This window comes from Bacillus sp. TH30 (genome assembly GCF_016650875.1).
In the GTDB taxonomy this organism is placed as follows: Bacteria; Bacillota; Bacilli; order Bacillales; family Bacillaceae_G; genus Bacillus_A; species Bacillus_A mycoides.
This window is the reverse complement of record NZ_JAEKEY010000002.1, coordinates 807,586-820,666: the sequence shown is the minus strand read 5'-3', so window position 1 is coordinate 820,666 and position 13,081 is coordinate 807,586. Positions and strand designations below refer to the sequence as shown.

Annotated in this window: 9 protein-coding genes and 3 pseudogenes; 10 read left to right on the top strand and 2 right to left on the bottom strand. The window is 33.7% G+C overall.

Annotated features, from left to right (window positions below; genetic code table 11):
• The first annotated feature begins 151 nt into the window (after nt 1-151).
• The 5 genes and pseudogenes from JFU20_RS06320 (at nt 152) to JFU20_RS06300 (ending at nt 5,250) form a co-directional block, all read left to right on the top strand.
• Nucleotides 152-790, top strand: a complete 639-nt coding sequence (locus JFU20_RS06320) for a response regulator transcription factor (protein WP_002012250.1) — start codon at nt 152-154, stop codon at nt 788-790.
• A 4-nt stretch (nt 791-794) separates the two neighbouring features.
• Nucleotides 795-1,894, top strand: a pseudogene (locus tag JFU20_RS06315) (sensor histidine kinase).
• Nucleotides 1,895-2,018: 124 nt separating this feature from the next.
• A complete protein-coding gene (locus JFU20_RS06310; RefSeq protein WP_012260709.1) occupies nt 2,019-2,957 on the top strand; it encodes an ABC transporter ATP-binding protein in 939 nt (312 codons plus the stop codon).
• A gap of 36 nt (nt 2,958-2,993) precedes the next feature.
• Complete coding sequence (locus tag JFU20_RS06305) at nt 2,994-4,103, top strand: ABC transporter permease (RefSeq protein ID WP_002166001.1); 1,110 nt, start codon at nt 2,994-2,996, stop codon at nt 4,101-4,103.
• A 1-nt stretch (nt 4,104) separates the two neighbouring features.
• On the top strand, nt 4,105-5,250 hold the full coding sequence (locus tag JFU20_RS06300; protein WP_002012242.1) for an ABC transporter permease: 1,146 nt from the start codon (nt 4,105-4,107) through the stop codon (nt 5,248-5,250).
• Nucleotides 5,251-5,294: 44 nt separating this feature from the next.
• On the opposite strand, the pseudogene JFU20_RS06295 reads toward JFU20_RS06300, so the two are convergent.
• A pseudogene (locus tag JFU20_RS06295) lies at nt 5,295-6,238 on the bottom strand (esterase/lipase family protein).
• Nucleotides 6,239-6,357: 119 nt separating this feature from the next.
• Here JFU20_RS06295 and cls point away from each other — a divergent pair.
• From cls to JFU20_RS06275, 4 genes and pseudogenes are all read left to right on the top strand, one after another.
• Entirely contained in the window at nt 6,358-7,569 is a 1,212-nt protein-coding gene (gene cls / locus JFU20_RS06290; RefSeq protein ID WP_201038480.1) for a cardiolipin synthase, read from the top strand.
• Nucleotides 7,570-7,918: 349 nt separating this feature from the next.
• Nucleotides 7,919-9,103 (top strand): annotated as a pseudogene (locus tag JFU20_RS06285) (AHH domain-containing protein); the annotation flags it as partial.
• A gap of 51 nt (nt 9,104-9,154) precedes the next feature.
• The gene (locus JFU20_RS06280) at nt 9,155-9,727 is read left to right on the top strand and encodes an imm11 family protein (protein WP_002165996.1); all 573 of its coding nucleotides are present in this window, start codon (nt 9,155-9,157) and stop codon (nt 9,725-9,727) included.
• A 156-nt stretch (nt 9,728-9,883) separates the two neighbouring features.
• Nucleotides 9,884-10,453: an imm11 family protein gene (locus JFU20_RS06275; RefSeq protein WP_002012235.1), complete on the top strand. Its 570-nt coding sequence runs from the start codon at nt 9,884-9,886 to the stop codon at nt 10,451-10,453.
• 227 nt (nt 10,454-10,680) lie between these two features.
• Here the strand turns inward: JFU20_RS06275 and pyrH are convergent, their stop codons facing one another.
• A complete protein-coding gene (gene pyrH, locus JFU20_RS06270) occupies nt 10,681-11,424 on the bottom strand; it encodes a UMP kinase (RefSeq protein ID WP_002012233.1) in 744 nt (247 codons plus the stop codon).
• 379 nt (nt 11,425-11,803) lie between these two features.
• On the opposite strand from pyrH, the gene JFU20_RS06265 reads away from it, so the two are divergent.
• A complete protein-coding gene (locus JFU20_RS06265; protein WP_002165995.1) occupies nt 11,804-13,075 on the top strand; it encodes a cation:dicarboxylate symporter family transporter in 1,272 nt (423 codons plus the stop codon).
• Nucleotides 13,076-13,081 lie beyond the last annotated feature (6 nt).

The following is a 13,081-nucleotide window of genomic DNA, read 5'->3' as shown; positions in this document are numbered from 1 at the left end:
GTTATAAAAAAAGAATAATATATTTTTAGCAGGAGGGCTATATGAAAAAGGTGTGAAAAAATGGTAAAGAGAAGTATATAATGAGCAAAGAGGAAATGCTACATGGAGAAAGGATGTGAATGTTAGTAGGATAAGGTCCATACTAACAAACATGAAAATTAAAATATTAATAGCCGATGATAATTCTTTTATTAGAGAAGGTATGAAAATTATTTTAAATACATATGAAGAGTTTGAAGTATTAGATACTGTAAATGATGGAAAAGAAGCTGTAGCGTATTGTAAAAAGTATGAAGTTGATATCGCGCTTTTAGATGTTCGTATGCCAAACATGAACGGGGTAGAGGCGACGAAGTTAATTTGTGAAGAGACAAAAACGAAGCCTCTCATTTTAACGACATTTGATGATGATGAATATATTTTGGACGCAGTAAAAAACGGAGCGAAAGGTTATTTATTAAAAAATAATGATCCGGAGCGTATTCGTGATGCGATAAAAGGAGTTTATAACGGTCAAACTGTTATGCAAGATGTAGTGCTTGATAAAATTAAGTCTAATTTAATGGAAAGTAAAGAGGAAGAATCTAAAATTGATAAGAGTCTTTTTACAGAAAGAGAGCTTAGTATTATCGCATTAATTGCGAAAGGTTTCTCAAATAAAGAAATTTCGAAGCAACTTTTCATATCTGAAGGAACAATTGCAAATTATATTACATCAGTTTTGGGGAAAACTGGACTAGAACATCGCACGCAAATTGCGATTTATTACTTAACAGGGAAAGTAGATTAATGTTATGGAATTTTGGTTAACTGTAAGTAAACTTATTGTCTTTTTATATATAGTGTTTAGCTACATTCATTTAAATGTTACGAACTTACCGTGGATTATACTTACTTTGCTTTTATATCTTTCTGTCAATGTGTTGATCTCTATATTTAAAAAAGATACGTACAAAAACGTATTAACTTGTGTGTCAATTGGCGTAGTTATGTTATTTACATGGAAGGTTCACCCGTTTTTTATTTTGTTTTTACCTTTGAACTTATATGAAATTGCAAATTATTACATAAAAAAGAAATGGTTAATCTTTTTCATTATGATTCTTCCTATTATTTTTATAGGTGAAGGTATTCAAATGACGTATGGACTTATTAGTGCATTTTGTTTTTTTCCTTAACGATAGCTCACCGCTATATAGCACGATTATTAAAACTAGAAATGCAAAATGATAAAATGAGAAAAGACATACAAAGACTTACGAAAAGCTTAAATGAAAATAAAGATTACATAAGGCAATCTGAATACACATTTAAATTAGAGGAAAGAAATCGACTATCTCAAGAAATTCATGATAAAATCGGTCACTCAATGACAGGTGCACTAATTCAAATGGAAGCAGCAAAGAGATTAATGGAAATAGATAAAGAAAAATCTGCGGAATTATTACAAAATGCCATTCATATTTCAAAAGATGGAATTGAAAGCATTCGGATTACATTAAAAAATATGAAGCCATCAACTGAGCAAATTGGCATTCATCGTATGAAATTATTCATAGAGGAATTTGCCGGTAAGCATGATATGAATATTCCTTTCGTTTATAAAGGTAACTTAGATATGATTTCTCCCATTCAGTGGAAAATTATCGGTGAAAACGTTACAGAGGCGTTAACAAATGCGATGAAATATGCTGATGCGACAGTCATTTCAATCGATATTCATGTACTGAACAAGATGGTGAAAGTACAAGTGAAGGATAATGGTAAAGGTGCAGCTCTTGTTAAGAAAGGCCTCGGTATTATGGGGATGGAGGAGCGAACAGCGTCTGTAAACGGAAAAATTATTGTAGATGGAACAAGTGGTTTTTCAGTAACGATGTTGTTGCCGATATGAGGGATGAATCATCTCATATGAAAAAAGTGAATAATCTCATGTGAAAAGGGTGAACTTCTGCACTGAGCAGGTTCATTCTTTTTGTTTATAATAAAAGCAGAGAAACCGAAATAGGGGTGAAATGATGAACACATTGGAAATTAAAAATTTAACGAAAAAATTTGGTGACTTCATCGCAGTAGATAATATGTCTTTATCTATTAAAGAAGGAGAGATATTTGGCTTTTTAGGATCAAATGGTGCTGGTAAGAGTACAACGATTAATATGATTGCTGGTTTGTTAAGAAGTAATGAAGGTGAAATTAGCATACTAGGAAAAAATATAAAGAAACATAATCGATTTGCGAAAATGAATATCGGTATCGTTCCGCAAGATATTGCGATTTATGAAGAGTTAACTGCCTATGAAAATGTGAAATTCTTTGCTGGATTGTATGGATTACGAGGAGCCGAGCTAAAAGCGAGAGTAGAGGAAGCACTTCAATTTGTAGGCCTTAGTGATAAACATAAAAGTTATCCGAAAAACTTTTCTGGCGGGATGAAACGAAGACTGAATATCGCTTGTGCAATCGCTCATAGACCGAAGTTAATTATTATGGATGAACCGACAGTTGGAATTGATCCGCAGTCAAGGAACTACATTCTTCAGTCTGTCCGAAAATTAAATGAAATGGGAAGTACGATTATTTATACGAGTCACTACATGGAAGAAGTAGAAGAGATTTGTACGAAAATAGCAATTGTCGATCACGGTAAAGTAATTGCAGAAGGAACGAAAGAACAGTTAAAAGCGATTATTACAGATACGAAAGATATTTGGATTGAAGTAAAGTCAATAGAAAACTTAGATGTAGAAAATTTAAAAGAGATAAATGGTGTGAAAGCTGTTCAAATTGAAGAGAACGTAATCAAGGTAAACTCGGATGCAGGATTAAATAATTTAAATAAAATTATTCAGCATTTCATTAATCATGACATTGAAATTCGTTCGTTAGAGGAGCAGGCTCCAAACTTAGAAACAGTATTTCTTACGTTAACTGGAAGAAACTTACGAGATAAATAAAGGTAAATGAAGAAAAGGTAAAGGGAGGTTCATCAATTGAACATCTTTAACATTGCAGTGATGCACATTAAAAGAGATTTCAGGGACGTAAGAACTTTAGTTTTTATGTTAGCATTTCCGATTGTGCTTATGCTTGTATTAGGAACAGCGTTAAGTAACGCATTTAATAGCGATAGTCAAGCGATTAAGGATATACAAGTGCTATATAAAGATGAAGCGAGTAGCACGTTTTCTCAATCGTTTGAAGCGTTTACGAAAGAAGTCGATAAATCAGGTATTCATTTTAAAAAAGTTTCCGAAGGTATAGATGGGAAAGAAGAAGTGAAGCAAAATAAATATGCTGCTTATGTAGAGTTAAATAAAGATGGTGCAAAATTTTACGGAAGTGACAAAAGTAGTATTGAGGGAAGTATTGTGGAAGGCATGCTTACAACATTTGTTGATAAGTACAACGTAGCGGCCGAAGTTGCAAAAGTAGATCCGAGTAAGGTTAGCGCAGTTATTTCAAACGGAAATCATAATGATTATATTAAAGAAACATCTTTACAAGCTGCTAAAAAACCAGGTTCTATGGATTACTATGCGGTTGTAATGACGACGATGATTGCACTGTACGCTGCAATGGGGGCGAGTTTTTTAATTCGAGGAGAACGAATACGTAAAACAGGAGATCGTTTAATTGCAGCACCTATAAGTAAAGCTGAGATTTTCGTTGGGAAAGTGCTCGGTAGTCTTGTAGCGAATGCACTTTGTCTATTACTCGTCGTTTTATTTAGTAAATTTGTTTTTCAAGCGAATTGGGGCGACCATATTGGAATCATATTTATTATTTTACTAACAGAAGTCTTTCTAGCAATTAGCTTCGGTTTAGGAATCGGATTTATTACAAAAACAGGTGAGGCATCTAGAGCAATTATTATGGTTGTTGTGCAATTAGCTTCTATTTTTGGTGGTGCGTATTTCGTAGTGGAAGAAAATGTCGTTACGAATTTATCGCCATTAACGTGGGCCAACACAGCCATTATGAAAATTATTTATGCAAATGACATAGGGGCGGCACTGCCAGTAATATTTTTAAACCTCGGAATTTCAGCACTCTTTTTATTAATTGCGATTATTGCATTACGTAGACGGGAGGGGCTATAGTATGAAAGATATTTTATGGCTCATACAAAAAACGTTATCTGTGCTTCTGAAAAATAAAAAGGGGTTACTCATTATTATTAGCTTGCCGATAATAGGAACGCTCATTTCCTTTTCGATATATGGGAATGTAGGGCAAGGAACGTTAAATATTGGGGTTATAAATAAAGAAAATCAACCTATCGCAAATGATACAGTGAAATTTTTAGAAGGACTCAATCATGTAAATGTTAGTAAAATTAAGGAATCTGAAGTGGAAGATAAACTCACTTCAAAAAAACTTGATGGTGTTATTACATTACAGTCTGGTTTTTCTGAAAGTGTTCGAGAAGGGAAACCGAGTTATATTGAGATTTCATCGATTAAAGGCGATCAAGTAACAGGATTTATAAAATCGTATTTATATAACTATGTTGATAACATCGCTGCGATTAGTAAAGTGGCAGGGGCCGATCAAAGTACGTTTAATAGTATGTACGCTGGTTATCAAAAAAGTTCATTTAAAGTAAAGTCTGAGACACTTGAAGATACTTCAAAAAATAAAGATATGACAAATCAAACGATGGGTTATCTTATTATGTTTATGTTATTTTCAGCAGTGAACTTATCAGGATTTATTTTAAAAGAAAAAGAGAACAGAACGTATTTTAGATTATTATCAACGCCGATTGACGGAAAGAAATTTATATTATCTAATGTCGCAGTAAATATGATGATATTAACAGTACAAATTGTAATTGCAGTATTCTTTATGACGAATGTTTTTCACACAACTATAAATATGCCTTTCATAGTTATGATTGGTGTGCTTATGATATTCGCTTTAATTGCAATTGGTTTATCGTTAGTCATTGTGTCTTTTTCAAAAAGTTCAACTGCTTCAAATGCAATGCAAAATATAGTAATAGTACCAACATGTTTACTTGCTGGATGTTATTTCCCGTACGACATTATGCCGAAAGCAGTACAAAAAGTAGCTGATTTCCTTCCGCAGCGTTGGTTACTAGATACGATTTCAAAACTACAGCAAGGCATTCCATTTTCTGAGTTGTATTTAAATATTTTAATTTTATTCGCTTTCGCGATAGCATTCTTCTTAATTGCTATTTATAAGTTTGGAAGAAATAATGATGCGAGGAACTTCATTTAATGAAAAGGTGTGGCGCAATGCCACACCTTTTTTGTATTCGTAATTTAAAGTATCTTTTGTAATATAGGAATGCTTTTGTAGAGCACTTCGTTATGTGAAGCATGCACAACATATTTATTTCCTTCTAGAAGAAAAACGCTATGTAGAACAGCGTTACCGTCACCATGTTTTGTAAGTATATCACCGACGACTTTTCCCTCTGTCCATTCTAGTTTTGAATGTGAAGGGACGACTTGTAAATATTGAATCGTTTCTACTCCATCTCCTGCAATGAGTGTAGTTTCAATATTTCTTTTCTGTATAATAAATCTATTTGCATTTAATGTATCGAGGAAAGGATTTTTCGTTTTCATCTTGTTATAAGGAAGAAATGTAATAGAAGAGCCGGATCTTATAAATAAATAATTTCCGTAATCTTTACAAGGAATAACATCTTGTAATCCTGGAAAGTAACGGTGTATCGCTTCAACTTTATTCATTTTGTGTAAGGTGCTTACGTAGTGAATGTATTGTTCCATATAAAAATGAACGATATTTATTTTAGAAGATGTATGTACTGGGAGAGTACCTCCAGTCCAATAACTATAATTGGGGGAGATCCAGCGTTTGGTGTACAGAGTATAATAAGTTGCTCCACATCATTTTCATTTTCATATTCTTCACTTTGAACGTAAGAACGTGCAAGAAGTCCACCCATACTATGACAAACTAAATTTAGTTTGTCGCACCCTGTAAATTTTTTAACATAAGCAATTGTTTTTAATAAATATTTTTGAGTAGAAACAGCAATACGCTGGCGCCAGTCATAAAAACAGATAAACAAGTTTTTATTTCGTTCATAGCCCATACTTTCTAGCATCATAATGAATGGCTCATAAACAAACGCAGAAAGCCCAAAGTTCCAATTACCGGTACTAGGAATAATAATATTACTCATTGAACCGAAAAGACCTGGGATAAAAATAATAGGAGTTTTTGCTCTTTTCATAGTCTGCTCTCCTTTAAGTTTTTAACATCCGACAAAAAGTAAGAAATACATTTTGTATGAAAACATAATTTAATGAAACACTACGAAATAGTAAGTAATATGAGTGGAAGGAAATCAAAATGATTAAAAAAATATTGCGAGTCACTTCTATTATTATTGCTATTTTCGTTGTTATTTTAATTTGGATGCATATTGATGTTACGCTCGGAAGGAAAATGGAAGCCGGGAAAAATATGCCGACAGAGTATGCGCCTCATTATAGTGACTTTCAATTATATGTGGAAGGGAAGTCGTTTTATAAACAGTTATTTACTGATATAAGTGAAGCGAAGCGATCTATTTACACTTATTTTTATATTTTATCGGATGATAAAAGTAGCCATACTTTTTTAAACTTATTAAAGGAGAAGGCGAAAGACGGAGTAAACGTATATTTATCGGTTGATCGCATTAATGATTTATCATTTGAAAGAAAGATGAAAAATGAATTGCGGGAAAGTGGTGTACATTTTACATATAGTAGAAAACCTGAATTGCCATTCGGATTTTATTCACTTCACCATCGTAATCATCGTCGTATTACGACGATTGATGGGGAGATTGGCTATACGGGTGGCTTTAATATGGGGGATGAGTACTTAGGGAAAGATAAGCGATTTGGATATTGGCGTGACTATCATGTACGGATAAGAGGAGAAGGAGCAAAAGATTTAGAAGAGCAATTCGCTTTAGATTGGAAACGAGATACGAAAGAAGATATAAAGAGGAGTACGAATAAAGCGAGTAAAGGGAATACATTACATACGATGGTTAGCTACAATGGACATTATGTCGCTGAAAAATATATAGAGTTAATAAAACAAGCGAAGCATTCGATTGTAATTACAACGCCTTATTTTATAGCGAAAAATAAAGAATTAATGAATGCTTTAATTGGAGCGCAAAAACGTGGTGTTACAGTAAAAATACTTTGGTCATATAAACCAGATATTCCTCTTATTAAAGAGGCAGCGTATCCTTATATTTGTCAAGCTGTTAATAACGGGATTACGGTATATGGTTATAAAAAAGGTATGTTTCATGGAAAGTTAATGCTGATTGACAATGAACTAACTGTTATCGGTACAACGAACATAACTGCACGAAGTTTCTATATAAATGATGAGATGAATTTGTATATTCATGGTGGATCTATCGTATCAGAAGTGAATGAGGCGTTAACACAAGATTTTCATGACTCGAAAGAAATGACGAAAGAGTTTTTTGAGAAGTTATCTTTTTGGGAGCGTTGTAAGGAGAAATTTGCGGGATTGGTTGATTTTTATTTGTGATAACTTAACTGAAATACCTGAAATTTAAAATATAGTGTGTGCAAAGAAGCATGTGAATATAGTAAATAGGAAGCTGTATTGTTTATTTAACAAGTAGAGAAGTAAGAAAGAACCTTCAAAAAACAGAAGGTTCTTTTTTGTTTTATAATTCATTATTGGTAGTTAAAAAATAATCTGGTCTAGCGGGTGCTCCTCCGTCTTCATTTGCGCTTCGGTAAAAAATTCAATATGTAGTTAAAATAAAGTTAAGCTAATGTCTCTATTTTGATTAAGGGTTCTAAGTGAGTTCTAGTTGAATGCTTAAAAAACTGTAGTTTTATAACTGAAATTTTTTATAAATCAAAACAATCATCTATGTGAATTTAACTATACGTCCAGTAATAACTACAGCACAGCTCTTCAACTAGTGGCTAGCATTACTGCCGGCCTTGCTGAAGTCCAAGGCGGGAAAGGATTTAGTCCTGTAAGTGGTACGTTTAGTACACAAGGATTAAATATGGATTGGACCGTTTCGATTCAAGAAATTGCTGATGAAAGAAAACGTCAAGTTGATAATCTTTTAAAGGAAGGATCAATGGAAGAGGGAGCGGTGTGCAAGAAACCTCCCGAAAAATCTATATCTGAAAAAATTATAGATGGTATTTTAGAAGGTACGGGTCAAGCTGTTGAAGATACAATAGATGGTGTTGTGGCACTTGGTAAATGGGAAACGTGGGAGAACATGGGATACGCTGTTACTCATTTAAATGAAACCTTACCTGCTATGTGGAACACATTGTCAGATTCATTTATTAATGATGTAATAAATGGAGACGCTGAAAGTCGTGCTAAGTGGGGAAGTTATGCTTTTACACAAATTGGACTTGGGATCATTGGTGATAAGGGAATAAGTAAAGTCACTACATTAGCTAAAGGTGCAAAATTTTCTACAGGAATCTCTTCTTTCACAAATAAATTACCGCTGACAGATCGGTTGGCATTTGCAGGTGCGAGTGGATTTGGAAGCAATCAAATAAAAACTTTTGAAGTTTTACAAAAAGCTCGTGAAACATTTATGTTTTCCAAAACTGGTGGAAGAAGTAAAGTTAAAGATGTACAAGAAGTAATACAAGATTATGCAGATAAGGTTTTTGATAGAGTTGAGATGAAAAATGAATATCCCGATTCCTATTCAGCATCTCAAAAATTGCGTGCAGAACTTAAAGATACAGGGGTTGAAACACCGCCATATCCTAATGCGACACATCACATTGCACCTTGGAAGGATAAAAGGGCGAAACAAGTGCAAGAGCTATTAGAAGAGTTTGAAATACACCATGATTCAGCGGCTAACGGAGTATTTTTACCATATAAAGTGAATGATTATGTGACTACTGAAGCGCTACATATAGGTAATCATAGTCCAGAGTATATAAGGGAAGTATACAGAGTATTAAGTGAAGTTAAACGCTTTGGGGGTAATCAAGAAGATGCAGTTGCTGCCTTGCATAATATAAGAGAGAGGTTATTGAATGGTAGTTTAAAACTAAATTAATTTAACCGATAATAGATACTTACTAATTAAATTCTAGAGGAGTAAAAAGGTATGAAAATTTGGCAATTAAAAAGCTTATTTGATAACTATCAATCTTTCCAGCTACTAAATTTGAAAGAAGACCGTAAAAAATATTTTGATGGGAAAATTGATTTGGCAATAAAACTATCTGATTCGTGGGGGGAACTTTTTATTGAATGTGTAGAAGGGGATAAACAAAGTGACTGTCCTATGTTCTGGGGGGAACTTGGTACACCAATGATTAGCAGAAAAGCAAAAGAGATATTAGAGCCTCTAATCTGTAATAATGTTGAGTTCCTTCCAGTAATTCATGATGTTACAAGTGAAGTTTATTACTTAATGAACGTTTTAAATACAGTTGATGCAATTAACTACAATAAAGCAGTTTTCGAAAAACTAAGTACAGGGTTAATAATAGGCTTTGAAAAATACGCATTTTTTGCCAATAGAGTTGAGGGACAGATAATATTTAAAACATTTTTAAATCAAAGATTACATTCTTCTACTGTTTTAGTATCTGATGAGTTTAGAAATACAGTTTTAGAAAGCAATTTAAAAGGTTTCGAATTTGTAGAAGTATGGGATTCAGAAGAGCGTGCGTAAAGAGATTTAATAAAATTAGATTATTGATGTAAATTCATACCCAAGAGAGTAATAAATAAAATATAAGAAGCTTATGTATTTGCATAAGCTTTTTATTATGAATAAGTAAGGTTTCAGAAACAACAATATATCACTCAGTAGTAAAGGAGAATAGCTATGAAGATTTGGGAATTAAGAAGTTCCTCTGATAACTATGAGTCTTTTCAATTATTAAATTATAAAGAAGATAAAAAGTTTTTTGAAGGGAAGTTTAACTCTACAATAAAATTAGTAGATTCATGGAGAAAGCTACCTATTGAATGTTTAGAGGAAGGAAAGGCCAGTGATTTTCCGCACTTCTGGGGAGAAATTGGTGCCCTAATGGTTAGTGAAAAGGCAAAAAAATTATTAGAGTCTATAGTAGGTACTGATGTTGAATTCTTACCCCTTATACGTAACTCAAATAGTGAAATATATTATTTAGTTCATGTATTGAATGTACTAGATGCAATTGATAGTGATAAAGCAATCTTTAAAAAACTGATTACAGGCCTTATAGTAGGTTGTGAAAAGTTCGCATTTGATTTTAATATAGTTCAAAATGAAATGATATTTAAGGTTTACATAAATGGAAAAATTCATCCTACGGCTGTTTTTATTTCGGATGAATTGAAGGTTTTAATTGAACAAAGTGATTTAAAAGGTTTTGAATTTATTGAAGTGTGGGATTCGGAAGAGCTTTCGTAAAGAAATTCTAACATTATTAATGACCCTGATAAGTTTACGATAAAAATTTAAGTCCCCTTGTTATACAAATTAGGGGACTATTGATTTCGTATTAACGAGCAGTAAGATTCCCTCTTCAAAATGCGGCTAAAGCAAAGACGTTAGGTGGGAGATCAACTGCTCGTAAAAGCCCGATTGGAGAAGGCTAATAATTAGTGGGGGGTGGACAAAACTTCCGATGAAAAATACTATTTTTCATGCACAAGCATCGAAACATCATCATTAATCAACGTCCCAACATGTTCACCTAAACAAATTCTTTTCATAACGCCAGGCTCATCAAAGTTAAAGACGTGTGCCGGTAAATTATAATCTCGAGCAAGCAATAAAGCTGCTTGATCCATTACTTGTATGTTTTGCCTAACAATATCGTTATAGTTCAGTTTACTGTACATTTTCGCTGATTTGTTATGTTTCGGATCACTTGTAAAGACACCGTCTACTCCTTGTTTTGCGACTAAAATGGCGTCGCTATTCATTTCAATGGCTCTTTGTACACTTGGGTAATCTGTTGTAACGAATGGTTGCCCGTTACCACCACCGAATATGACAACATAACCGTTATCTAAATGATGTACTGCACGTAGGCGAATATATGGCTCAGCTACTGCATTAAAAGGGATGGAAGTCATAACGCGTACTTCTCTATCTGTTTTACTTGTTAAAACGCCGCGAAGCATTAAGCTGTTAATAATCGTACCTAGCGTACCGATATTATCAGCTTCTACACGATCAATTCCCCATTCTTCAGCTAGATGACCTCTGAAAATGTTACCGCCGCCGATGACAATGGATACTTCGATATCTAGGTCAATAATGGATATTATTTCGTTTGCGATATGTTCTAATCGTTTGGAGTTAAAGCTATTTCCAGATTGATCAGCAAGTGCGCCGCCACTTAGTTTAATTAAGACGCGTTTATATGGTTTCATAACAATTCCCCCTATATAGATTGCAATAAAAAAGGAACAAAGGCGAATGCCTTTGTTCCTTCGTAAGAAAATGAAATAGAAAAGAAATAGATATGATGAACTTCTTCACGTGATTTTTCATAACATCCACTCCTTTTCATCCCCATTTATTTAGAATACGTATATCTTTTAGATTATACGAAATAATCTGATGTTTTATCAAGGTTATTTTATTTCTTTTTTATAAAAAAGTGTCAATGAATATTATAAGAAATAAATTTGAATTTTTTGTGACGAACTTGTAGGTTTTTGTATGATTTTGTAGGTTCGCCTATATGATGTGTGAGTAAGCTTTTATAAATACGAAATGAAAGCGTTCGCATAAAGGGGATGAACATAAATGAAAAAATTCGGATTGGCAACACAAATTTTTGTCGCACTTGTTTTAGGGATTGTAGTAGGGGCAATCTTTTATGGCAATAAAACGGCGATTTCTTATATCACACCAGTTGGAGATATATTTATTCATTTAATTAAAATGATTGTAGTACCGATTGTTATTTCAGCATTAATTGTTGCGGTAGCTGGTGTAGGTGATATGAAAAAGCTTGGGAAACTGGGCGGTAAGACAATTCTTTATTTCGAAATTATTACGACGATTGCTATTTTAATGGGATTACTTGCAGCAAATATATTCCAACCAGGTACTGGCGTTGATATGAGTAATTTACAGCAAAGTGATATTTCTTCTTATAAACAAACAGCAGATGCAACAGAGAAGAAAGGCTTTGCAGAAACGATTGTTCATATTGTACCGAAAAATATATTTGAGTCTATTACACAAGGTGACTTATTACCGATTATATTCTTCTCAGTACTATTCGGTTTAGGAGTTGCAGCAATCGGAGAAAAAGGAAAGCCTGTTTTTAACTTTTTTGAAGGTGTGCTCGAAGCGATGTTCTGGGTTACAAATCAAGTGATGAAATTCGCACCATTTGGTGTATTCGCATTAATTGCTGTTACGGTTGCAAAATTTGGTGTAGCAACACTACTTCCTTTAGGAAAACTAGTGCTAGCTGTATACGTAACTGTTATACTATTCGTTGTGATTGTATTAGGTATTAATGCGCGAATGGTTGGAGTAAATATTTTTACATTAATGAAAATTTTAAAAGAAGAACTTATTCTTTCATTTACGACAGCAAGTTCAGAAGCTGTTTTACCTAATATAATGAGAAAAATGGAAGAGTTCGGTTGTCCAAAGGCAGTTGCCTCTTTCGTAATTCCGACAGGTTATACATTTAACTTGACTGGATCGGCTATTTATCAAGCGTTAGCGGCATTGTTTGTTGCACAAATGTACGGTATACACATGTCACTGACGGAGCAAATAACGCTATTATTCGTTCTCATGTTAACATCCAAAGGTATGGCGGGAGTTCCGGGTGCATCATTCGTTGTTGTATTAGCGACGTTAGGATCAATGGGCTTACCGCTAGAAGGCATCGCATTAATTGCGGGAATTGACCGCATTTTAGATATGATTCGCTCAGCTGTCAATGTATTAGGAAATGCATTAGCTGCCATTGTTATGTCGAAGTGGGAAGGCGAATTCGATGATGAGAAAGCAAAACAATATGTAGAAACGGTCAAACAAACAAAAGCAGCGTAAGAGATT

Excerpts from the sequence above, each read along its gene's own strand:
- JFU20_RS06310 (WP_012260709.1), top strand. The coding sequence starts at position 2,019 with ATGAACACATTGGAAATTAAAAATTTAACGAAAAAATTTGGTGACTTC.
- JFU20_RS06300 (WP_002012242.1), top strand. The coding sequence starts at position 4,105 with ATGAAAGATATTTTATGGCTCATACAAAAAACGTTATCTGTGCTTCTG.
- JFU20_RS06265 (WP_002165995.1), top strand. The coding sequence starts at position 11,804 with ATGAAAAAATTCGGATTGGCAACACAAATTTTTGTCGCACTTGTTTTA.
- JFU20_RS06280 (WP_002165996.1), top strand. The coding sequence starts at position 9,155 with ATGAAAATTTGGCAATTAAAAAGCTTATTTGATAACTATCAATCTTTC.
- JFU20_RS06275 (WP_002012235.1), top strand. The coding sequence starts at position 9,884 with ATGAAGATTTGGGAATTAAGAAGTTCCTCTGATAACTATGAGTCTTTT.
- cls (WP_201038480.1), top strand. The coding sequence starts at position 6,358 with ATGATTAAAAAAATATTGCGAGTCACTTCTATTATTATTGCTATTTTC.
- JFU20_RS06320 (WP_002012250.1), top strand. The coding sequence starts at position 152 with ATGAAAATTAAAATATTAATAGCCGATGATAATTCTTTTATTAGAGAA.
- pyrH (WP_002012233.1), bottom strand. The coding sequence starts at position 11,424 with ATGAAACCATATAAACGCGTCTTAATTAAACTAAGTGGCGGCGCACTT.